Consider the following 22,995-nt stretch of genomic DNA (forward strand, 5'->3'; position numbering starts at 1 on the left):
GGATGACCAATCGTAAACCTTACGTTCGCGAAATGAAGCGTACCTGGTGGAAGGATCACCCTTTCTACCGCTTCTACATGGTGCGTGAAGCCACGGTTCTGCCGCTGATCTTCTTCACCCTGTGTCTGACCTTTGGTCTGGGCTGTCTGGTGAAAGGACCGGAAGCCTGGCAGGGCTGGCTGGACTTCATGGCTAACCCGGTTGTCATCGTGCTGAATATCCTGGCACTGGCCGGCAGCCTGTTCCATGCGCAGACATTCTTCAGCATGATGCCTCAGGTTATGCCGATCAAAGTGAAAGGCAAAGCTCTGGATAAGAAAGTGGTTGTCCTGGCCCAGTGGGCTGCGGTTGCTGCGATCTCCCTGTTCGTTCTGGTACTAGTTTAAGGAGTGCATTGTGGTTAATCTCAATCCAAGACGTTCTGACGAGCCAATCTGGTGGGGACTGTTTGGTGCAGGTGGTACCTGGTTCGCCATGATCACCCCGGTAACGGTACTGGTTCTGGGCATCATGGTACCAATGGGTATGCTGGATGCAGACGCAATGAGCTACGAGCGCGTGTCCGGTTTCGTGACCAGCATCATCGGTGGCCTGTTCACCATCGCGACACTGGCGCTGCCAATGTGGCATGCGATGCACCGTCTGCATCACGGTATGCATGACCTGAAAATCCATGCTGGTACAGCAGGTAAAGTGGGCTGTTACGCCACGGCTTTCCTGATTTCTGCCCTAGCCGTGATTTTTGTCTTCATGATTTAAGGCAGATCCTGACCATTAAAAAGCACCGCAATGCGGTGCTTTTTTTATTGCCGGGTTTGATGACCGTGTCCGATTACTTCTCTTTGGCGGCCAGTTTGTCGCTCTTTTCCAGCAGCCCCAACGCACCAAGCCCGGTGATCACATCCAGGTTGGAGGTCATCTTGCCGCCTTCCCCGCCACCAAAATAGTTCTTCGGCATTTCCACCTGATAGTTCTTGAGGTTATTGTACAACGCCGTGGACACATCCCGGTTCAGCTCGGCCAGATAGACCTCACGGTTAGCGCCGTACGCATCGTATTTCGCTTTCAGGATTTCCGCCTCTGCCCGGCCCTTGGCCAGAATCGCTTTGGCTTCATACTCCGCCGACAGGGAGTTCGCTTTCTGAATGGCTAGGTTGGCTTCGGCAATGGCCAGCTCCTTTTCTTTTTCGACTTCAGCCAGGCGCTTTTTCTTCTCGACTTCGACGATTTCCCGCTCCGCAATCTGGCGTGCGACTTCAACCTCTTTCTGCTGAGAAATGATAGCCAGCTCTTTGTTGCGCTGGGCATCCTGTACTTCACGGGTTCGCTGAATTTCTTTACGCAGCTGCTCGGTTTCTGCCTGCGCTTTTGAGGTTTCCTGCTCCTGAATGGCCCGGATACGATCAGCAACCAGACGTTTCTTGTCCGACAGCAGCTTATCCAGTTGCTCTTCCGGCTTAGGATCCCCAATCGTGACCTGCGTGACCGCAATGCCGTACTGGCTGAGCGGGTTGTCCTGACGTTTCGGGCTGCCTTGTTTGTCAAACACCGGAACGGTTTTCCACACCAGCTGCTGGGTACGCTGCAACTGATTCGGGTTGGTCTGATTAATGCCCACCGGTGCCAAGTCAATCTGTTCGACTTCCACCTGACGCCGCTCGGTCATGTAGATCCCGTCGCGCAGCTGATCACCCAGCTTAGATTTAAATTGGTTAAGCCCGCCCTGGAAAAACTCCTCCCCCGTGTATTGGGTGGCCGTAATGACCGTCACGTTCCGGGCATTCTTCACCAACAACGCATCGATCAGGTTATTGTTATTACGAAATTCACGGTGCATTTTGATGATGGCTTGTGGATCCTGAGACAGCTTAAAACGAAACGTCACCGGAATCTGGCCGATATAGGTGTCAGCAAACCGCACTTGAATCGCCGGCAGGCGCTGATAGAAGTCTTCCCCGGTCGTATTGCCGTAAGACACCGTAATCACCTGATCATATTGGGTGATTTTGGACAAAAAAGGCATCCGCAAGTGAATGCCGGGCTCATTGAACACCGCCAGCTCACCGGTCACGTTATTCTGGTGCACATAGGTGTAACCGGCATCGGTCATCAGGATGGAGTTATTGATCAGGCCAAATAGCGCTGCCGCACCAAGAATGCCACCGACCACGGGCATAGAGACTTTGTTTTTCAATACCGCCTGCAACTGAGGTTTCGCGTCCACGTCTGATTCCTTCTGAATTCATCAACGCCCTCAATAGTAAATAGATAGCATATTAAGCGTTAGCAATTCTTTGCTTTGACAGGAATTTACCGTACACGCTTCAAAAAACGCCTTGCCGCAGACATAAAAAAAGGCCGCCTGAGCGACCTTTTTTGACGAATCAACCGCCTTATTTCACGCGGCTTACGTATTCACCAGAGCGAGTGTCAACTTTGATCACTTCACCGATCTGGATGAACAGAGGAACACGTACGACAGCACCGGTTGACAGTGTCGCAGGCTTACCACCTGTACCCTGAGTATCACCTTTCAGGCCTGGATCCGTTTCAACCACTTCCAGCTCAACAAAGTTTGGTGGCGTTACCGCGATTGGGTTGCCGTTCCACAGTGTCAGCGTACAAGCGTTGTTTTCTACCAGCCATTTCGCGTTGTCGCCTACCGCTTTCACATCTGCCGCGATCTGCTCGAACGACTCATTGTTCATGAAGTGGTAGAACTCACCGTCGTTGTACAGGTAGTCCAGTTCAGAATCAATTACGTCAGCAGCTTCAACGGTTTCGCCAGATTTGAAAGTCTTCTCAAGAACCTTGCCAGAAAGCAGTTTACGAATCTTAACGCGGTTAAATGCCTGGCCTTTACCTGGCTTAACAAATTCGTTTTCGATAATGACACACGGTTCATTATCTAGCATAATTTTCATTCCGCCGCGGAATTCATTGGTGCTGAAAGACGCCATTTTTATCCTCTTAACATCTTCGAGTTGTAATTAATGCCGCACATAATAACCCGAAACGCCGCAACTGTTGAGCAAAACTGGCTTAATGATCTTGCGAATGCGATTTCTGATCCGATTCAGCTGCTAAATACCCTGCAAATTGATCCAGCCCCGTGGGAGCAAGGGTTAGCAGCCCGGAAATTATTTGCGCTGCGTGTCCCTAAGAGCTTTGTCGATAGAATGGAACTTGGCAACCCGTATGATCCATTATTGCGCCAGGTGCTGCCCTTAGCGGAAGAATTTGAAGTCCATGACGGGTATTCCAACGACCCACTGGAAGAGCAGGATAACGACATCCCGGGGCTGCTGCACAAGTACAAAAACCGGGTACTGATGATTGTCAAAGGCGGTTGTGCGGTCAACTGCCGCTACTGTTTCCGCCGCCACTTCCCGTATCAGGATAATCCCGGCAGCAAACGCACCTGGCAACTTGCCCTCGACTATATTGCCAGCCAGCCGGAGGTCAATGAAGTGATCCTGTCTGGCGGCGATCCGCTGATGGCCAAAGACACGGAACTGGAATGGCTGATCAGTGGTATTGCGGCAATCCCTCATGTCAAACGGCTCCGCATTCACTCCCGTTTGCCGGTTGTCATTCCGGGGCGTATCACTGACGAGTTATGTCAGTTGCTGAGCCAAAGCCGACTGCAGGCCATTATGGTGACCCACATTAACCACGCCAATGAAATCAACGGTGAACTGACAGCAGCCATGGCCAAACTGAAACTGGCCAACGTGACCCTGCTGAACCAGGGCGTATTGCTGCGGGGGGTCAATGACTCTGTCGGTGCCCTGACGCAACTGAGCGAAGCGCTGTTCAGCGCCGGTATCCTGCCTTATTACCTGCATGTGCTTGATCGGGTACAGGGCGCGGCACATTTCATGGTGGGCGATAACGAAGCCCGTCGCCTGATGGCGGGGCTGATGGAAAACGTGTCCGGTTATCTGGTACCGAAACTCACTCGCGAGATTGGCGGTCGCCGCAGTAAAACCCCGCTCGATCTTCATCTCGAATAATCTTTCCCCCCACGCATTCTTTTCTAAAGGGCAGTCAAACTGCCCTTTTTTTCACCGTTCGCACCACCCTTTCGCCTCTTGCTCGCTTTTTTGTTAAAGAAACCATACAGCGTGTCGTAAATTACATACTGACACCGTACAAAATGGAATAAAGATCACATTTTGTACAAACAAGAAGCCACAAGAATAATCACAATCCTATGAATTTAAAAAATAAACTCTCGGCCTGCTTTGCAGGTCTGTCACTCATCATCATCCTTCTCCTTTCTTTCCTTTCTTATAACGCTCTCAAGGAGGCCACGCTCGCGGGGCTGAATGATGAACTGATGACCGCAGCCAATGCCACCTACCACATTATTGGTGACACCACACACGACCGCCTAAACACCACGGCGGCTGACGACTACGACACCATCTCCCGCCGTCTGGCGGACTTCATCCAGGCCGCGGATCTGGACTGGACATATGCCACGGTGCAACGCGGGAACCGCATTTACTACACCTATATCAACCAGACCAAAGAGGAACTCCAGCGCGGTCAGTACCAGAGCTGGTATCTGCAGGAATACAAGGTGGTGCCGAAGCAACTGCAAGAGGCATTTAACACCAACCGGATCCAGTTTGAAGACTACCAGGGCGAGTATGGTCAGTACCGCTCTATTTTCGTGCCGTTTCACAATGACAAGGGTGAGCGCTACGTGATTGGGGTGGATATCTCACTCAGTGAAATCAATCAGATACTGAATGACGCCCTGAAGCAGACCGGCGTGGTAGGATTGCTGGTGCTGCTTGCTGCACTGGTGGCCGCACGCGTTATTGCCTCACCGATTGTGGCACCGGTCAATGCCCTGTATGAGGTACTGACGGATATTGCCAACGGCAACTGGAACTTGAACCATCGCGTACCGGTGACCACTCAGGATGAGCTCGGCAAGATGTCAGAAGGATTCAATACCTTTATGGCCGCTCTGCGCAATCGCATCCAGGAAGTCAGCCAGTCAACGGAAAGCGTGGCGGCGATCACCGCCCAACTGGATCCCCTGATTGCCGCCGTGACCCAACGCTCGATGGCTCAGGCCGAAAACGTCGGCAACAGCGCCACGGCCATTGAGGAGCTGGCAACCAGCACACAGAGTATTTCAGGGGTGGTGGTTCAGGCTAACCAGCAAATGTCGCACATTGAAACGCAGACGCACACCACAGTAGATGCGATCAATGAAGCGGTCGCAGGGATGCAGCAAGTTCAGCGCGAAACCAATGAGTTAGCGGACAAATTAAAACAGCTGGACGGACGCGCGGGAGAGATCAACTCCATTCTGGACGTGATTAAAGGAATTGCCGACCAGACTAACCTGCTGGCCCTCAATGCAGCCATTGAAGCCGCCCGTGCCGGTGAGCAGGGCCGGGGGTTTGCGGTGGTCGCCGATGAGGTTCGTCAGCTGTCTGAACGCACAGCCAAGGCAACCGTCGAAATCAGCACCATGATCACCGCTATTCAGCATGACACTTCTGACGCCACCGAAACCATGCAATTTGCAGTGACTCAGGTGGATGCCTGCGTCCAGCATGCCGAACAAGCCAATACGACCTTGTGTGAGTTCCGCAATGAAATCACTCAAATAACACAAGGGATGGATGAAATTACGGAGTCCGTTCGAGAACAAGCCTATGCCGCCGAGCACCTGTCGTCTAACGTGGCCGATCTCAGTACCAGCGCCGATGAAAACCGCCGCTCGACCGAAGAAGCCAAACAAGGCGTTGAGGAGTTGCACCGCCGATCCAGCAGTTTGCGCGACGTGGTCCAGCTTTTCTCGTTCTGATTCATACCGCAACACACGACTAACGGAAAATAACAATGGTAAAAAAACTCAGTCTGCTGTCTCTTTCTTTGCTAGGGATGAACATGGCTCAGGCAGCTCCGCTGCTGAACAATGACAGTCATACACAAGTGATGGCAGAACGCGTGGCAGCCAGTAACGCCTGGCTGGAAATTGATACTCAGGCCTTCAGCCACAATATCCAGCTGCTGAAAACGCACCTGAACGGCAAATCAAAAATCTGCGCCATCATGAAAGCCGACGCCTACGGCAATGGTATCGCCGGCTTGATGCCCACGGTCATTGCTAATCAGGTTGACTGCATCGGTATCACCAGCAATGAAGAGGCGCGCACGGTACGCGAACAAGGGTTCAAGGGCCAGCTGATGCGGGTACGTTCAGCCAGCCGCAACGAGATCGAAAACGGCCTGCAATACCACATTGAAGAGCTCATCGGCACGCGCAGCCAGGCCGAGCAGATTATCGACATTTCGCAACGTCACAAACAGCCTATTGCTGTGCATCTGGCACTGAATACTTCAGAAATGGGACGGAACGGACTTGAATTGGGTACCGAGCAAGGCAAGCAAGACGGCCTGTACATTGTTCAGTCGGCGGGCCTTAAAGTCGTGGGCATCATGACCCATTTCCCAAATGAAGGCATTGAGACCATTAAGCAGAAAGTGACGCAGTTTAAAAGTGATGCCCAGTGGCTGATTGATAACTCGCCGCTCAAACGCGAAGACATCACACTGCATGTGGCCAACTCGTTTGCGACCCTGAATATCCCCGAGGCGCACTTAGACATGGTGCGCCCGGGCGGCATGCTGTACGGCGACTACCCGGCCACAGCACCGTACAAACGTATTGTGTCGTTTAAAACCCGCATTGCGTCCCTGCACCCGTTCCCTGCCGGCAGTACCATCGGCTACGGCAGTACCGCCGTGCTGGAGCGTGATTCGGTGCTGGCAAACCTGCCGATTGGCTATTCCGACGGCTTTGCCCGTTCTCTGGGTAACAAAGGCAGTGTGCTGATTAACGGCCAACGTGCCAAGGTGGTAGGGGCCGCATCCATGAACACCATCATGGTCGATGTGACTGACATTCCTACGGCGCAAGCCAATGATGAAGTGGTAGTTTTCGGTACTCAGGGCAAGAACACTATTACCGGTGAGGAAACGGAGGAGCATAGCGACCGCATTCTGCCGGAACATTACACCATCTGGGGTATTACAAACCCGCGCGTTTACCTGTAAATCCCTGAGCGGCAAAAAGGTCCAGACCGCCGTCTGTCCTTGCCGCTTAAGCAATGTAGAAGCACAAGCGGAGAGCCGCCCACTCGGGCGCTCTCCGCTTTTTTCTCTGCTCGATTCCGTTGTTATTCCCTTATTTCCTTTCGTTCATGTCCTTATCTTTTCATTCTCTGCATCTACTCTTTTTAGCCGTCTGTGAGCACTTTACCGGCCGCTTTTTCTTTTAGCGGCTGGCAAGCTCCCTCCGTAACCGATTGGTTTAACAACAAACCCGCCAATAACGACCTGACGCTCAGCAATCAGCATCAGGCCTTGTTTTAACAGCCAGAAAAAGCAGCCCACAACAGGGCAGATCCGGCTACACGCGACAGGGACACGCTTATCGCGTACAGCTTTTTATTAAAAAATCAGCTTTTTTATGATCAAAATAAATACATAAATAAAAACACCAGAAAATAGCAATAAGCTATTGAATTTAAATCATTATTTTTTCGTGCAGCTTTTCCAGTTTTTTCCATTAAAAACATACAGCAATCCAGTGGGTTACTATAGACTTAAAGGTGGTCAGATAATAAACACATTGACTTGTCACGATAAAAAAAGATCATGGTCAAATCGCTCGCTTTTTAGCACGATGAGGCGCATAGTCCCGCTCCATCCTGCTGACGAGAAGACAGCCAAACTTCCCGTACACAGTCTATAATCAATACCATTTAACGAGAATCGACATGAAAATTGGCATCCTTTCCCAGAACGACAAGCTGTACTCTACCCGACGTCTGTGCGAAGCCATTGAAGCGCGTGGCCATGAAGCCGTGGTCATAAATGCCCTGCGTTGTTACATGAATATCAACTCAGTAAAACCCTCTATTCATTTTGAAGGTCAGGACCTGACCGGGTTTGATGCCATTATTCCGCGCATTGGCGCCGACATTACCTTCTTCGGTTGTTCGGTGTTACGTCAGTTTGAAATGATGGATGTATTCTCTGTAAACCAATCCATCGCGATTACACGTTCACGGGATAAGCTTCGCTCCCTGCAGCTACTTAGCCGCAAGGGAGTCGGTATGCCAATTACCGGCTTTGCCAGCAAACCGGATGACATCCCAGACCTGATCAAAATGGTCGGCGGTGCTCCACTGGTGATCAAATTGCTGGAAGGTACCCAAGGCATAGGTGTGGTACTGGCGGAAACCCAAAAAGCGGCAGAGAGTGTTATCGAAGCCTTCATGGGTCTGAAAGCCAACATCATGATTCAGGAGTACATCAGAGAAGCCGGTGGCGCAGATATTCGCTGCTTTGTTATTGGCGATAAAGTTATTGCCTCAATGAAGCGTCAGGCTGTTGAAGGTGAGTTCCGCTCTAACCTTCACCGTGGCGGCAGTGCCTCCCTGATCCGTATAACGCCGGAAGAACGCAGAACTGCCGTGGCAGCAGCCAAGGCGATGGGACTGAGTGTTGCTGGTGTCGATCTACTACGGTCAAACCGTGGTCCGCTGGTGATGGAAGTCAACTCATCCCCAGGCCTGGAAGGCATTGAAACGGCAACCGGTAAAGACATTGCTGGCATGATTGTCGAATACATCGAAAAAAATGCCGGTCGTCGCATGCGTCACCACATGCATCAGTGATCTGACTCCAAGTCATCAAGATCACATATTTACCTGCCAGTATGGACAACCATACTGGCAAGGAAAACTAAACAGCCTCCGGGCTGTTTTTTTCTGACATAAGCTTTCTACTTTTACTTTTTTGGAGATAACCGCCCATGTGGCCTGATATTGACCCGTTTACCTGGCCTGCCATTTTGCAATGTGCCATCTGCGGGGCAGTGATTGGTTTTGAGCGACAAGTTCGCGGCAAACCGGTCGGGATTCGTACTTCCACCCTGATTGTGCTCGGGACTTACTGTTTCATTACCTTGGGCGAAACCTTATCGGTAAACAATGCCGATATTTCGCGGGTACTGGCGCAAGTCATCACCGGGATCGGTTTTCTGGGCGCCGGGGTGATGATGAATCGTGATGGTCAGGTACATGGGGTCACATCGGCCGCCGTAATCTGGATGCTGGCAGCCCTTGGGATTACCATCGGCCTCGATTATGGGCAGACCGCAGTGATCATGACCGGACTGGTTGTCGCCATCCTGCTGGGTGTCGATAAACTGGAAAACAGTCTGCGTTTTCTGCGCAATGGTGTCCATGCCCATCTGAGCGATCGCCAGCAACGCAAAAAGATGAAACGGCACCAGGCGGCGGAGTCGGATCAGCCTTAACGCTTATATCTCCCAACGTAGGCGAGCTTAGAAGGTATCACGCTAAAAGGTTTTGCGTTTATAAAAGCCTGCTCGCTTAATTCTGAGGATTCCTGAGGTTTATCCCCTCGCCAATTTGTTCCAAACCAACGTACAGCTTTTTACTTCACCTCTTTTTTACGGCATCGCTGGCACGATCTAACGTTCAACTTTTAAAGAGATGAACACGAAAAAGCTGTACAAATTCGCACCCTGTAATCAGCCCCACAAAAAAAACACATAAGACATTGTTTTTAAATGGCTTTAAAAGCGTGCAGCTTTTCTGGCTTTTTTCCTGATAAACCCCTCCTAAGTTCTTCATCGGCGATACTCACCTGACTTCCGGTTCAGGATGCCTTTCCAAACCCATGTTCAGCTTTTTTATATAAAAACAGCAAAAAGCTCACCATTCCATTCCCCCTTTTAGAAACGATAGGATAAACCAAACAAAACTATGATTTTATTGGTGTTTTTATAACGTACAGCTTTTTCGGCTTTTTCCTGAGTAAACTCACTCGGCCAATTTAGCGCAGTCCTCTCTTCACTCAACGTGCAACTGTTCAACCACAACACGCTTTTGTACAGCTTTTTATGGAAATGACAGCAAAAAGCCACCCACATTCCACACCAAATAAAAACCAACGAACGCATGGATATAAGATATTGTTTTTAAAAGAATAAATTAACGTACAGGTTTTCCAGCAATTTTCCTGACGAGCTGGATGGCAGAATGATTGGCGTTTCTGCCTAGCTGCGATGAGGCATACATTCACAGGCACACTGAACTCAGGCCACACAGGGACAGCTCAGATACCGGTGAACACAATGAGTTTTTCAAGCAAAGAAAAGGCTACAAAAAGACAGCCATTCCAGCGAGAGAACGCGAGAATCGCGGGAGACACAGACGACAAGCCGTGGGATGAAGGGAAAGCTACAATCGGCCGGTACACTCCAGCAGACATAAAAAAACGGAGGCGTTAAGCCTCCGTTTTTAGCAACACTGGACAGTGAATTAAATCACATCATCCCGCCCATGCCGCCCATGCCCATGCCGCCCATATCAGGCATTGATGGTGCATCTTTCGCAGGCATGTCCGTCACCATCGCTTCTGTGGTGATCATCAGGCCAGCAACAGAAGCCGCGAATTGCAGTGCAGAACGCGTTACTTTTGTTGGGTCCAGGATACCCATTTCGATCATGTCGCCGTACTCACCAGTTGCAGCGTTGTAACCGTAGTTACCTTCACCTGCTTTAACCTGGTTTGCGACTACTGACTCTTCGTCACCGGCGTTCTTCGTGATCTGACGGATAGGTGCTTCCATTGCACGCAGTGCAACGCGAACACCTACGTTCTGATCTTCGTTGTCACCTTCAACACCCGCTACTTTAGAAGCAGCACGGATCAGGGCAACACCACCACCAGCAACCACGCCTTCTTCAACCGCAGCACGAGTTGCGTGCAGGGCATCTTCTACGCGGTCTTTCTTCTCTTTCATTTCAACTTCAGTTGCTGCGCCAACTTTGATAACCGCAACGCCGCCAGCCAATTTAGCCACACGCTCTTGCAGTTTTTCTTTGTCGTAGTCTGAAGTTGCGTCTTCGATTTGCTGACGAATCTGAGCAACACGGCCCTGAATCATCTCTTCTTCACCAATACCATCGATGATGGTGGTGTTTTCTTTGGTGATAGAAATACGCTTCGCCTGACCCAGGTCTTCCAGCTGAACTTTTTCCAGCTCCAGACCCACTTCTTCAGAAATCACGGTACCTGCAGTCAGTACTGCGATGTCTTGCAGCATAGCTTTACGACGGTCGCCGAAACCAGGTGCTTTAACCGCAGCCACTTTCACGATACCGCGCATGTTGTTCACGACTAGCGTAGCCAGTGCTTCACCTTCTACGTCTTCTGCAATGATCAGCAGTGGACGAGAAGCTTTCGCTACAGCTTCCAGAGTTGGCAGCAGTTCACGAATGTTAGACACTTTCTTGTCAACCAGCAGGATGAATGGGTTTTCCAGCTCTACGCTGCCCGCTTCCTGGTTGTTGATGAAATAAGGAGACAGGTAACCGCGGTCAAACTGCATACCTTCAACCACGTCCAGCTCATCGTGCAGAGCCTGACCTTCTTCAACAGTGATAACACCGTCGCGGCCAACTTTTTCCATTGCTTCAGCAATGATGTTACCCACGCTTGCGTCAGAGTTCGCAGAGATAGTACCTACCTGAGCGATCGCTTTGGTGTCAGCACATGGTACAGACAGCGCTTTCAGCTCTTCCACTGCAGCCGCAACGGCTTTGTCGATACCGCGCTTCAGATCCATTGGGTTCATGCCCGCAGCAACGGCTTTCAGACCTTCGTTCACGATAGCCTGAGCCAGAACGGTTGCAGTCGTTGTACCGTCACCCGCAGCGTCATTCGCCTGAGAAGCAACTTCTTTCACCATCTGTGCGCCCATGTTCTGGAACTTGTCTTCCAGTTCAATTTCACGCGCTACAGATACACCATCTTTAGTGATGGTTGGCGAACCGAACGACTTGTCCAGTACGACGTTACGGCCTTTAGGGCCCAGTGTTACTTTAACTGCGTCTGCCAGAACGTTGACACCTTCCAGCATTTTGATGCGGGCATCGTTACCAAATTTTACGTCTTTAGCTGCCATGTCAGTCTTCCTTTCTTAATTCTTTATTCGAGGTGAACGGATTATTCAACGATAGCCATGATGTCGTTTTCAGACATGATCAGGACTTCTTTACCGTCGATTTTCTCAGTTTTAGTACCGTAACCTTCAGCAAAGATAACAGTATCACCAACTTTCACGTCCAGTGGCTGCACGGTGCCGTTTTCAAGAATGCGGCCTTTACCAACGGCAAGCACTTTACCGCGGGTAGATTTTTCTGCTGCAGAACCAGTTAGAACGATGCCACCAGCTGATTTTGATTCCACTTGCTGGCGCTCAACGATAACTCGGTCATGTAAAGGACGAATGTTCATCGGTCGTCTCTCCTGATAAAAGTAATGTCCATAGTAACAATGGGGTAAGGCGCCATTGGCCCTACATTTTCTGTTAACTAAACATGTTGGGACGTTTTTTGAGATCCCAAGCCCCCAGGCCAAATTTTTTTCAAAATATAGTGAAGAGTTTTTGCCCGATCACATTCTTTGCTTTAGGGTAGGCAGGCATTCTTTGTCCGAGAGCGTTATGGCTGTAGAAAAACGACCCGACAAACACGGGTTATTGTCTGATCCTATCCCTGATGTTCTGCGTCGCCTCACGGTTCCGATGATCTTTGGAATGGTCGCGATCCTGATGTTCAATCTGGTGGATACCTTCTTTATTTCCCTGCTCGGCACCGAGGCACTGGCCGCCGTCAGCTTCACCTTTCCGATCACCTTCGCCCTGAACTGCATCACCATGGGCATTAGCGTCGGGATCTCAACCAGCATTGGCCGACTACTGGGCAAAGGAGATACCCAGCGTGCCGCTCGCCTGACCACGCACGGACTGCTGCTGGCGGTACTGATGATGATTGCGGCCTCCGGACTGGGGCTGTTCACCATCGAACCGCTGTTTACTCTGATCGGCGCCAAAGCCTCATTGTTACCGATCATTTCAGACTACATGGCCATCTGGTATTTGGCGATTCCGCTGCTGGTGATCCCGATGGCTGGCAACAGTGCCATTCGCGCCACCGGGGATGCCAAAACCCCGGCCAAAATCATGATGCTGGCCGGCGCGATCAACGGGGCACTGGATCCGCTGCTGATATTCGGGCTCGGCCCTTTTCCGGAGCTGGGCGTTCAGGGTGCCGCCATTGCCAGCGGGATCAGCTGGGCGTTTGCACTGATCTGGTCGCTGGTTGTGCTGGTCAAACGTGACAATCTGCTGGCAAGGCCGCAACTGGCTCACTTGCTGCCTGACTGGCGGCAAATCCTCCAGATTGGCACGCCGGCGGGTCTGTCCAATGCCCTGACGCCGCTGTCCGGCACGGTGTTGATGACCATTCTGGCGGCACAAGGCACTGCCTCCGTCGCCGCCTATGGGGCAGCCATGCGCATCGAGTCCATCCTGATCACCGTCATGATGGCGCTGGGCTCTGCCCTGATGCCTTTCATGGCGCAGAATCTCGGTGCAGATAAACCGGAGCGAGCCTTTGCCGCCCTGTTTACCGCCATGCGCTTTGCCATCCTGTTTCAGCTGCTGGTGTATGTGATGATGGTGCCTCTGAGCTGGCCGCTGTCTTCACTGTTCAGCCAGGACGAGGCAGTGCGCTCCCAGTTGTGGCATTACCTGATCGTGGTACCGGCCAGCTATGGCTTACAAACGGTGTGCATGTTGCTGATCAGCGGTCTGAACGCGATGCACCAGTCCTTTAAGGCACTGCTGTGGAATTTACTGCGCCTGTTTGGTCTGTTACTGCCTGCGGCCTGGCTGGGCAGCCTGCTCGGGGGAACCGAAGGGCTGTTCGCCGGCATTGCCTTGGCCAACGTAGTATGCGGACTGGTTGCCTATCTGTACGCGCTGAAACTGCGCCGTGACAAGCTGGCATTCGTGACAAGCTAATATCCGTGACAATCTGACGGCATCGATGCACCTGCCGCTGTGGCCATACGGGTGGGCGCCTGAATCTCGGCACTGATGCCAGCCTGAAAAGATGAACAGGATGAATAAAAAAAGACAGCTTTCGCTGTCTTTTTTTATTTGGCCAGCCTCACACTGGCACTCGAACGGTTAACGCAAACGGGGGGTATCATCATCGTCGCTGTCTGCGCGCTTATCCTTGGCATCTTTGCGTTCGTATTCGCCGTCAAAAACATCCCCGCCCTGAGAATTAAACGGGTTGTGATCCTGACGAGAGAAAGGCCCTTGGTGAAAATCCTGACTGCCGCCAAATCCGGCACTGAACCCCGAACCAGCGGCCATGCCATGCACCTTGACTCGCTTCATCAGCTGTTTGGCCAGCATGGCGCGCGGGCCAGGCAGCAGCGCCAACATTCCCATCGCATCGGTCATGAAGCCCGGCGTCAGCAGCAACACACCGGCAACCGCCAGCATCACCCCTTCCACAATCTGTTGGGCAGGCAGTTCGCCTTGCTGCAGGCGGTTTTGAACCGACAGCAGGGTCGCGATCCCCTGGCTGCGAACCAGTGATGCCCCTACCACAGCGGTGACCAGCACCAGGCCAACCGTCGGCCATAAACCAAGGAAGCCGCCGACCTGAATAAACAGGGCGATCTCGATGATGGGCACAACAATAAACAGAAACAGTAAAATCGGAAACACGGCTTTCCCCTTGCTTATTAGCGGTATTCAGGTGCAGCCATGACACATTCCGGACACATCACAACGTTACCTTAGGTATATAGACAATAATGGGAGTTGAGCAGTTTTTTTCAACTGCTCGGAGTAGGGTTTCATTGTAACAGTTGATTACAATACTCTGGCCCATGAAAACAAAACATACGGTTCACATTCTGTCATATTGTGTCATTTACCCTCACTAAACGCGGGGGAATCATTAACAGAATTTGTGACCACTTTCGCATTCTTGTGCAAAGGTTTTCAGGCCTCTGAAAAAAGTGATCTGGATTATGTTTTTACCCCTAAAGGGGAGTATTATCGGCAACAGACAATAGGTGTCAGGTACGATCATCTAGCCAAAATCTCTATAGAATGGACTCTAAAGCTTAAGAATTGGCTCAACAACTATATTTTATTAGCAGATTCCACTAAGGCTACGTCATGTCTCAGATGATTGATCTAGAAAAAAATGAAGCAATGATTAACAACGTTGCAACCCGCATCGAAGAAGATCTACTTGGTGAACGCCACGTGCCGGCGGATGCTTACTGGGGCATCCACACACTGCGTGCCGTAGAAAACTTCAATATCTCTAATACCACTATCTCTGACGTTCCAGAATTCGTGCGCGGCATGGTTTTCACCAAGAAAGCAGCAGCAATGGCGAACAAAGAACTGGGCGTGATTCCTTCTGACGTGGGTGAGTACATCATCAAAGCGTGTGATTTGATCCTGGAAACAGGCAAGTGCATGGATCAATTCCCTTCAGACGTTTACCAGGGCGGTGCTGGTACTTCCGTTAACATGAACACCAACGAAGTTGTTGCGAACCTCGCTCTTGAGCTGATGGGCAAAGACAAAGGCGAATACGACATCGTTAACCCGAACGACCACGTCAACAAGTCTCAGTCAACAAACTGTGCTTACCCAACCGGTTTCCGTATTGCCGTTTACAACAGCATCATGAAGCTGCTGGAAGCACTGGATTACCTGAAAGCCTCTTTCGACGCGAAAGACAAAGAGTTCGCTAACGTCCTGAAAATGGGCCGTACTCAGCTGCAAGATGCCGTACCAATGACAGTGGGTCAGGAATTCCACGCTTTCGGTATCCTGATCAAAGAAGAAATCAAAAACCTACAGTACACCGCTCAGCTACTGCTGGAAGTGAACCTGGGTGCAACAGCAATCGGTACCGGTCTGAATGCCGCTACGGGTTACCAGGAGCTGGCTGTACAACGTCTGGCTGAAGTAACCGGCCTGCCTTGCGTACCAGCAGAAGACCTGATCGAAGCCACCTCTGACTGTGGTGCTTACGTTATGGTTCACGGCGCGCTGAAGCGTACTGCCGTTAAACTGTCTAAAATCTGTAACGACCTGCGTCTGCTGTCTTCCGGCCCTCGTACCGGTCTGAACGAAATCAACCTGCCAGAAATGCAGGCGGGTTCTTCTATCATGCCAGCTAAAGTTAACCCAGTAATCCCAGAAGTGGTTAACCAAGTGTGCTTCAAGGTAATTGGTAACGACACCACTATCACTTTTGCCGCAGAAGCGGGCCAGCTACAGCTGAACGTGATGGAGCCAGTGATTGGCCAGGCACTGTTCGAGTCTATCGACCTGCTGAAAAACGCCTGTATCAACCTGCGTGACAAGTGTGTGTCTGGCATCACGGTGAACAAAGATATCTGCGAAAGCTACGTCTTCAACTCTATTGGTATCGTCACTTACCTGAACCCGTTCATCGGTCACCACGAAGGCGACATCGTCGGTAAGATTTGTGCAGAAACCGGTAAGAGCGTGCGTGAAGTCGTACTGGAACGTGGCCTGCTGACTGAAGAGCAGCTGGATGACATCTTCTCTGTGCAGAACCTGATGCATCCTGAATACAAGGCTAAACGTTACAACTAATCCCGTAACTCAATAACAATCAGGCGGATTTTCAGGATGAGGATCCGCCTTTTTTTGCTACAGATTCCCCTTTTTCGACTTTAACTTTTTAATTTCAACTTTAAGACAGGACAATTCTATGATTGCTGTAGAACTCTTGGTCGTTCTCGCGTTTATTTTCTTAGGCGCCAGAATCGGCGGTATTGGTATCGGTCTGGCGGGTGGCGCCGGTGTGATCGTGCTTTCCCTTCTGCTGGGTATGCCAACCAGCCAAAGCTACATCCCTATCGACGTCATTCTTATCATCATGTCTGTTATCACCGCTATCGCCGCAATGCAGGTAGCAGGCGGGATGGACTGGCTGGTTGAACTGGCCGAAAACTTTCTGCGTAAGAACCCGAAACGCATTACATTCTACGCACCAATCGTTACTTACCTGATGACCCTGATGGCTGGTACTGGCCACACGGCATTCTCAACACTGCCGGTTATTGCAGAAGTGGCTAAAGAGCAAGGTGTTCGCCCTTCTCGTCCACTGTCTATCGCGGTCGTGGCATCACAAATCGCAATCACTGCCTCACCAATTTCAGCGGCCGTTGTGTTCTTCTCCGGCATCCTGGATCCAATGGGCGTGGACTACCTGACTCTGCTGGCCATCTGTATTCCGACAACCTTCATTGCTTGTATGGTCGGCGCTTTCGTTGCTAACTTCCTGGGCTGCGAGCTGAAAGATGATCCTGTGTACCAGGAGCGTCTGGAAAAAGGTCTGATCAAGCTGCAAGGCACAACCAAGCGTGAAATCCAGCCAACCGCGAAGAAAGCGACGTTCATCTTCCTGACTGCGATCCTGATTGTCGTGGGTTATGCTGCTGCCATTTCAAGCTCTGTGGGCCTGATCGAGAACCCGGCGCTGGGCCGAAACGAAGCAATCATGACATTCATGCTGGCCGCCGCCGCCGCTATCGTATTCACCACCGGCATTGACGCAGCCAAGATTCCGGCAGCGCCAACATTCCGCTCTGGTATGACGGCTTGTGTGTGTGTACTGGGTGTAGCATGGCTTGGTTCAACATTCGTTAACGGCCACGTTGACGGCATCAAAGAAGTGGCAGGCTCACTGCTGCAAGATTACCCATGGATGCTGGCGATGGTTCTGTTCTTTGCCTCTATGCTGCTGTACTCACAAGGGGCAACCACGACGGCGCTGATGCCTGCGGCACTGGCTATCGGTGTGGCTCCACTGACCGCTATCGCGTCTTTCGCTGCGGTAAGTGCACTGTTCGTACTGCCAACTTACCCAACGCTGCTGGCAGCCGTCGAAATGGATGACACCGGTTCTACCCGTATCGGTAACCTGGTATTCAACCACCCATTCTTTATTCCGGGCGTTACTACTATCGCCACGGCTGTGGGTCTGGGCTTCGTAGTTGGCGGACTGATTCTGTAAACTGTCCTGTTCGACAACCGGTAAGGCTGCCTGCGGGCAGCCTTTTTCTTATCTGTATTCAGACAGATATGAAAAAATATCGATAGTAAGTTCTTACTAACTTGCTTTATAAACCTTGCTTTACTCCTGGCTAAAAAAGCGCGCCAGAGAACATGATCACCAACATTGCCATTGGCTCACAAGCAACCGATGGAATGCAAACAGCCTATGGAACACAGACCACCGATGGCAAGCACAGTGACCTCACGGGCTTCCCTCCAAGGTCATCTCACATAGCCGGACCGGCCGAAAAACCTGGCATTGTGTGTTAACACCAGCTTCATGCATCACATATCATCAAGCTAGATAACGAGATAGCTGAGTGGTATTGCGCGAGAAATTGCAGTGAGAAAATGGCGTTCGTGAATCTGGTGAAAGAGAAAGAAGAACGATGAAATATCGATTCGTCAGATGCCGATACATCCGGTGACATATTTATCAGGAGTCGGTTCAGGCAGTGAACCACAAAGCAGGGTAAAATGAGAGGTTAACGTCTCCGCCCTTGTCAGGGCGAAGACAGTGAACAAATACGGATTCCCGACGTATTTGCTCATTCGGCGTCTCCATCAATCCCAATGTGAACGCTGAGTCATGTCTCTTTTGCTACAGAGCAGGCCAAGACAGGAAAGCCTGCCTGAGTAGTGTAGTCAGAGGGGACATCGGGCGATAGAGGTAAAAGCGTGATGCAGCGATGCAAAAATGGTATGAAGTTAGATGACCTACGCACTCTGATTGCGATTGCCCAACACGGAAGTTTCAGAGCAGCCGCCAGTGCACTTGATATTCCCCCGGCCACCTTAAGCCGCCGTCTGCAGCGGCTGGAGGATACCCTGAATTGCCAGTTGGTGATTCGGGACAGCCGAAATGTGTCCCTGACCCCGCTGGGTGAAGACTATGTCGCGCGTTGCCAGCCACTGCTGAGCGCGCTGGAGTCTGCCACCAGCGAACTGCGGGACAATACACAGAACCACCCCAAGGGCTCACTGCGGGTGTCCGCTCCGGTCGGCTTGCTGACTTACCGGCTGATGCCACTGTTTAACCAGTTTCTGGCGCAGTATCCGGACATCACATTGGCGCTGACCCACCTTTCCAATCAACACCATGATTACAGTCCGGAGCAGTACGATGTGGTGTTTCGGGTAGGGCAACAACCTGACTCCAGTTTTGCGGCGGCACGGCTGGGGGAGTCACAGCGCATTCTGGTGGCCAGTCCGACCTACCTGCAACAGCACGGCCAGCCGCGCCATCCGGATGACCTCGCTCACTATGCCCGTCTGGCAAGCGTGCCAGAGTTTGAGTGGGCACTTACCAGCAAAAATGATGAGCAGAAGCAGATCGTATGGGTGAACACCCCGGTCAGAATGGCCATCGCCGATTTGAACAGCATCAAACAGGCCGTGATTGATGGCCTGGGGATTGCCTGCCTGCCCAACTATGTGGTGGCCGATGCGCTGACCCGTGGACAACTGACCACACTGATGGAGCACTGGTATTCTCCACCACGGCCGATTTATATGCTGTATCAGCGCATGGGCTACCTGCCTGCCCATATTCGGCTGTTTATCGATTTTATGCGGGCGGGCCTGAGCGATCCGTGCGAGCCGGATCAAGGGTGTGACGCTTGCCCCGGACGTTGAAATCGTCCCGGGGATAAAGCGGTCTCTGAAGATACGCTCTGATATAGTTAGAGTATGCTGTTTTCTGGCGCTCTCCCGCCAGGTTTTCTCAGAGACGAGTCCACGCTGATGATACACATGCAACCGACCGCGCTATGGCGCTGGCTGAGTCAGCCGCTGCTACACGCCATCACGGCGCTTTTACTGCTTCTGGCCGGGCTGCCGGCACAGGCATTTACCCTGCCCGGCAGCTCACCGGCCCCGACCCAGTTCGTGCCGGTGGATGAGGCGTTTCCGTTTAACTTCCTCCAGCAGGGTGAGACGGTCTATCTCGACTGGCAAATCAAACCCGGTTATTACCTCTACCAGCACCAGCTGTCCGTCAGCAGTGACACGGCGCAACTGGGCAACGTCACCATCCCAGCCGGCACCCCGTATCAGGATGAATTTTTCGGTGAGGTCAACATCTATGCCGACCCTCTGACACTGGCCGTTCCCCTGCTCAGCGCTGATGACAACGCAACCCTGACCATCCGCTATCAGGGCTGCGCCAAAGCCGGGTTCTGCTACCCACCGGAAGTTCGCCAGATCCCGCTGACGACGGTGCTGGCCTCGGCAGGGAACGGAACGGGCACCACGCCAGGCGGCGTTAACACAGCGGCCACCAATTCGGTAGTAAGCACTAACATAGCTACGCCACAAAAAACCCCAGTGCCGCCACGCACCCAGCAGGATCAGCTGGCCAGCGATCTGGCCGACCAGTGGTGGACCCCGTTTGTCTTTCTGGCCTTGGGGATCGGGCTGGCCTTCACCCCCTGTGTCCTGCCGATGTACCCGATTCTGAGCGGTATTGTGCTGGGCAGCGGTCAGCTGACCCAGCGCCGGACCTTTGCGCTGGCGTTCACCTATGTTCAGGGCATGGCCCTGACTTACACATTGCTCGGGTTAGTGGTGGCGTCGGCCGGCATGCAATTTCAGGCTGCCTTGCAGCACCCGTATATCCTGATTGGCCTGAGTGTGCTGTTTGTGGTGCTGGCCCTGTCGATGTTCGGTGCCTATACCCTGCAACTGCCCGCCAGCGTACAGACCTGGTTGAGCAACCTGAGTAACCGCCAGCAGGGCGGCCACAGCGGAGGGGTCTTCCTGATGGGAGCCATTTCCGGCCTGGTGTGCTCCCCCTGCACCACCGCTCCGCTCTCCGGCGCGTTGATTTACGTGGCCCAGAGCGGGGATCTGCTGACCGGTGCCGTGGCGCTGTACGCCCTTGCCATCGGCATGGGAATTCCGCTCATTCTGGCCGCCATGTTCGGCAACCAGCTACTGCCAAGAGCCGGCCAGTGGATGACCCACGTGAAAACGTTCTTCGGCTTCATTCTGCTGGCCGTGCCGCTGTTTCTGCTGGAGCGCATCCTGCCGTCTGCCGTGATGCCGTATCTCTGGTCACTGCTGGGTCTCGCCGCGTTTGGCTGGCTGTATCACGTCAAGCAGACACTCACCGTGTCCTGGCGCAGCAGCCTGCTGGCCGTCGTCGCGATCGTCGGCCTACTGGTAGCAGTGCAGCCCTGGTTCCCGCTACTGATCGGTGACAAGCCTGCAGCCGACATCAGCGCCAGCCAGCCGACCATTACCTTCCGACAGGTAACAAACTTGGATGAACTGAATCTGGCGCTGGCTGATGCCAAGGCTCAGGGGATGCCGGTGATGCTCGACTTCTACGCTGACTGGTGCGTGGCCTGTAAGGAATTTGAAAAGTACACCTTCCACGAACCCGATGTTGCGCGTCAGTTGAACAGTTTCATGCTGCTGCAAGCCGATGTCACTAAAAGCACGCCAACCGATATGGCCCTGTTGCAGGCAATGAATGTCCTGGGTTTGCCTACCCTGGACTTCTGGAATCCGCAGGGAGAAGCCCTGAACGGCGCACGCCTGACTGGTTTCATGGAAGCCAGGCCATTTCTGACTCACCTGAAAGACCACCAGCTGATTCAATAGCTGGTGGTTCGGGAGTGGTGGCACCGTCACCGCTTCCTTGTCATCGCCTGCTCCCCGTCCTGGCACCGGCTTTTCCTCGTTTCTACCGGGTTTGTTTCACCGCCGACATATCGCCACCTGATCAAGCTCTTATCTTGGCTGTTAACGAATTGATCAGGCGCAGATCCAGTGATAGCGTTAAGAAAAACAACCAGAAAATACTGCCATGGACGCTCAGTACACGATTGTTATCGCCGATGACCATCCGCTGTTTCGCAATGCGCTGTTTCAATCAGTGCATCTGGCGATCAGCGGGGCTAATCTGCTGGAAGCAGATTCCCTCGATAGCCTGCTCACCCTGCTTGATAAAGAGCCGGACGTTGACCTGTTGCTGCTGGATTTAAAAATGCCCGGCGCCAACGGTATGTCCGGCCTGATCCAATTACGAAACCAATACCCGGACCTGCCGATTGTGGTGATTTCCGCCAGCGAAGAGCCCAGTGTTATCCGTCAGGTCCGCAGTCACGGGGCTTTCGGCTTTATCCCCAAATCCAGTGACATGCGTGCGCTGATTGGTGCCCTCAACCAGGTACTCGACGGCGAACCGGTGTTCCCGGAAGGGCTGGGGGAAGACAGCGACGACGTCAGCGATCTGACCGATCGCATTGCCGCTCTGACTCCGCAACAGTACAAGGTGCTGTGCATGCTCTCTGACGGCCTGCTCAACAAACAAATCGCCTACGAGCTCAATGTCTCTGAAGCCACGATCAAGGCCCACATGACCGCGATTTTCCGCAAGCTCGGCGTGAAAAACCGCACCCAGGCCGTCATCCTTCTACAGCAGTTGGATCTGGCGCCATAATTTCTCATTCCACCCAACAGTTAGCGTTAGACTTTCGGCTAACTTTCGCTTTTCCCGACTTCCTCAGTTCTCCTGTGTAGCTCACAAAATCACCGCCTCTGCGGTGATTTTGGCCATTTTGGCTCGACTAAAGTTGCACTGTTCAAATGGTCATTCGTTGCTATTGTCATGTCGTAACATTTTTTTAACGCGATTTTGACGACGTGTAAGGAGATGAAAATGGCGTTCGAATCCAAGGAACAGGCGCAAGCCTACTGGAAAGAAAATCTCGGGATCATGGGCTCGCTACTGGCTATCTGGTTCCTGGTCTCATATGGCGCAGGGATCCTGTTTGTTGACGCCCTGAATGCAATTCAGCTGGGTGGCTTCAAACTGGGTTTCTGGTTCTCGCAACAGGGATCGATTTATGTGTTTGTGGCCCTGATTTTTGTCTACGTGGTGCGGATGAACGCGCTGGATCGTAAGTTCAACGTGCAAGAAGACTAAGAGGTTTATT

The 22,995-nt window shown here is 52.2% G+C and carries 20 protein-coding genes; 14 read left to right on the plus strand and 6 right to left on the minus strand.

Translation table 11 applies throughout. The features are described from left to right. The first annotated feature begins 2 nt into the window (after nt 1-2). Nucleotides 3-386 (plus strand): fumarate reductase subunit FrdC, encoded by a 384-nt coding sequence (gene frdC / locus FH974_RS14695; protein WP_047885242.1) that lies wholly within the window; start codon nt 3-5, stop codon nt 384-386. A 10-nt stretch (nt 387-396) separates the two neighbouring features. After that, a complete protein-coding gene (gene frdD, locus FH974_RS14700; protein ID WP_047885243.1) occupies nt 397-759 on the plus strand; it encodes a fumarate reductase subunit FrdD in 363 nt (120 codons plus the stop codon). A gap of 73 nt (nt 760-832) precedes the next feature. Here frdD and FH974_RS14705 read toward each other — a convergent pair whose 3' ends face one another. Then, nucleotides 833-2,176, minus strand: coding sequence for an SPFH domain-containing protein (locus tag FH974_RS14705; RefSeq protein WP_084712556.1), 1,344 nt, complete (start codon nt 2,174-2,176; stop codon nt 833-835). Between the two features lie 217 nt (nt 2,177-2,393). Next, entirely contained in the window at nt 2,394-2,960 is a 567-nt protein-coding gene (gene efp, locus FH974_RS14710) for an elongation factor P (RefSeq protein ID WP_047885245.1), read from the minus strand. A 33-nt stretch (nt 2,961-2,993) separates the two neighbouring features. Here efp and epmB point away from each other — a divergent pair, with 33 nt between their 5' ends. The 5 genes from epmB (at nt 2,994) to FH974_RS14735 (ending at nt 9,361) form a co-directional block, all read left to right on the plus strand. Next, on the plus strand, nt 2,994-4,016 hold the full coding sequence (gene epmB / locus FH974_RS14715) for an EF-P beta-lysylation protein EpmB (protein WP_207103369.1): 1,023 nt from the start codon (nt 2,994-2,996) through the stop codon (nt 4,014-4,016). Between the two features lie 200 nt (nt 4,017-4,216). Further along, nucleotides 4,217-5,836, plus strand: coding sequence for a methyl-accepting chemotaxis protein (locus FH974_RS14720; protein ID WP_207103370.1), 1,620 nt, complete (start codon nt 4,217-4,219; stop codon nt 5,834-5,836). Between the two features lie 35 nt (nt 5,837-5,871). Next, on the plus strand, nt 5,872-7,089 hold the full coding sequence (alr, locus tag FH974_RS14725; protein WP_047885248.1) for an alanine racemase: 1,218 nt from the start codon (nt 5,872-5,874) through the stop codon (nt 7,087-7,089). A gap of 725 nt (nt 7,090-7,814) precedes the next feature. Further along, nucleotides 7,815-8,717 (plus strand): 30S ribosomal protein S6--L-glutamate ligase, encoded by a 903-nt coding sequence (rimK, locus tag FH974_RS14730; RefSeq protein WP_047885249.1) that lies wholly within the window; start codon nt 7,815-7,817, stop codon nt 8,715-8,717. Nucleotides 8,718-8,854: 137 nt separating this feature from the next. Beyond that, the gene (locus FH974_RS14735; RefSeq protein WP_047885250.1) at nt 8,855-9,361 is read left to right on the plus strand and encodes an MgtC/SapB family protein; all 507 of its coding nucleotides are present in this window, start codon (nt 8,855-8,857) and stop codon (nt 9,359-9,361) included. Nucleotides 9,362-10,396: 1,035 nt separating this feature from the next. Here the strand turns inward: FH974_RS14735 and groL are convergent. Together groL and FH974_RS14745 are read right to left on the minus strand one after the other, a co-directional pair. Next, nucleotides 10,397-12,040 carry a chaperonin GroEL gene (gene groL / locus FH974_RS14740; protein WP_047885253.1) on the minus strand — a complete coding sequence of 548 codons (1,644 nt, stop codon included), beginning with the start codon at nt 12,038-12,040 and terminating at the stop codon, nt 10,397-10,399. A gap of 41 nt (nt 12,041-12,081) precedes the next feature. Then, a complete protein-coding gene (locus tag FH974_RS14745; RefSeq protein ID WP_047885254.1) occupies nt 12,082-12,372 on the minus strand; it encodes a co-chaperone GroES in 291 nt (96 codons plus the stop codon). A gap of 208 nt (nt 12,373-12,580) precedes the next feature. Between FH974_RS14745 and FH974_RS14750 the strand changes: the two genes are divergently transcribed. Continuing rightward, a complete protein-coding gene (locus FH974_RS14750) occupies nt 12,581-13,942 on the plus strand; it encodes an MATE family efflux transporter (RefSeq protein ID WP_207103371.1) in 1,362 nt (453 codons plus the stop codon). Between the two features lie 168 nt (nt 13,943-14,110). On the opposite strand, the gene FH974_RS14755 is transcribed toward FH974_RS14750, so the two are convergent. Then, complete coding sequence (locus FH974_RS14755) at nt 14,111-14,662, minus strand: FxsA family protein (protein WP_047885256.1); 552 nt, start codon at nt 14,660-14,662, stop codon at nt 14,111-14,113. Nucleotides 14,663-15,121: 459 nt separating this feature from the next. On the opposite strand from FH974_RS14755, the gene aspA reads away from it, so the two are divergent. Next, on the plus strand, nt 15,122-16,585 hold the full coding sequence (gene aspA / locus FH974_RS14760) for an aspartate ammonia-lyase (RefSeq protein WP_047885257.1): 1,464 nt from the start codon (nt 15,122-15,124) through the stop codon (nt 16,583-16,585). A gap of 118 nt (nt 16,586-16,703) precedes the next feature. Next, nucleotides 16,704-18,011 carry an anaerobic C4-dicarboxylate transporter gene (locus FH974_RS14765; protein WP_047885258.1) on the plus strand — a complete coding sequence of 436 codons (1,308 nt, stop codon included), beginning with the start codon at nt 16,704-16,706 and terminating at the stop codon, nt 18,009-18,011. A gap of 446 nt (nt 18,012-18,457) precedes the next feature. Here FH974_RS14765 and FH974_RS14770 read toward each other — a convergent pair whose 3' ends face one another. After that, entirely contained in the window at nt 18,458-18,604 is a 147-nt protein-coding gene (locus tag FH974_RS14770; RefSeq protein ID WP_157038320.1) for a hypothetical protein, read from the minus strand. Between the two features lie 150 nt (nt 18,605-18,754). Between FH974_RS14770 and FH974_RS14775 the strand changes: the two genes are divergently transcribed. From FH974_RS14775 to FH974_RS14790, 4 genes are all read left to right on the plus strand, one after another. Continuing rightward, on the plus strand, nt 18,755-19,687 hold the full coding sequence (locus tag FH974_RS14775) for a LysR family transcriptional regulator (protein ID WP_047885300.1): 933 nt from the start codon (nt 18,755-18,757) through the stop codon (nt 19,685-19,687). Nucleotides 19,688-19,804: 117 nt separating this feature from the next. Continuing rightward, nucleotides 19,805-21,658 (plus strand): protein-disulfide reductase DsbD, encoded by a 1,854-nt coding sequence (locus tag FH974_RS14780; RefSeq protein WP_207103372.1) that lies wholly within the window; start codon nt 19,805-19,807, stop codon nt 21,656-21,658. A gap of 205 nt (nt 21,659-21,863) precedes the next feature. Further along, nucleotides 21,864-22,499 carry a response regulator transcription factor gene (locus tag FH974_RS14785; RefSeq protein WP_047885259.1) on the plus strand — a complete coding sequence of 212 codons (636 nt, stop codon included), beginning with the start codon at nt 21,864-21,866 and terminating at the stop codon, nt 22,497-22,499. A 219-nt stretch (nt 22,500-22,718) separates the two neighbouring features. Next, entirely contained in the window at nt 22,719-22,985 is a 267-nt protein-coding gene (locus FH974_RS14790) for a DUF4212 domain-containing protein (protein ID WP_047885260.1), read from the plus strand. Nucleotides 22,986-22,995 lie beyond the last annotated feature (10 nt).

It is taken from the genome of Photobacterium ganghwense (assembly GCF_017329545.1).
Classification (GTDB): Bacteria; Pseudomonadota; Gammaproteobacteria; order Enterobacterales; family Vibrionaceae; genus Photobacterium; species Photobacterium ganghwense.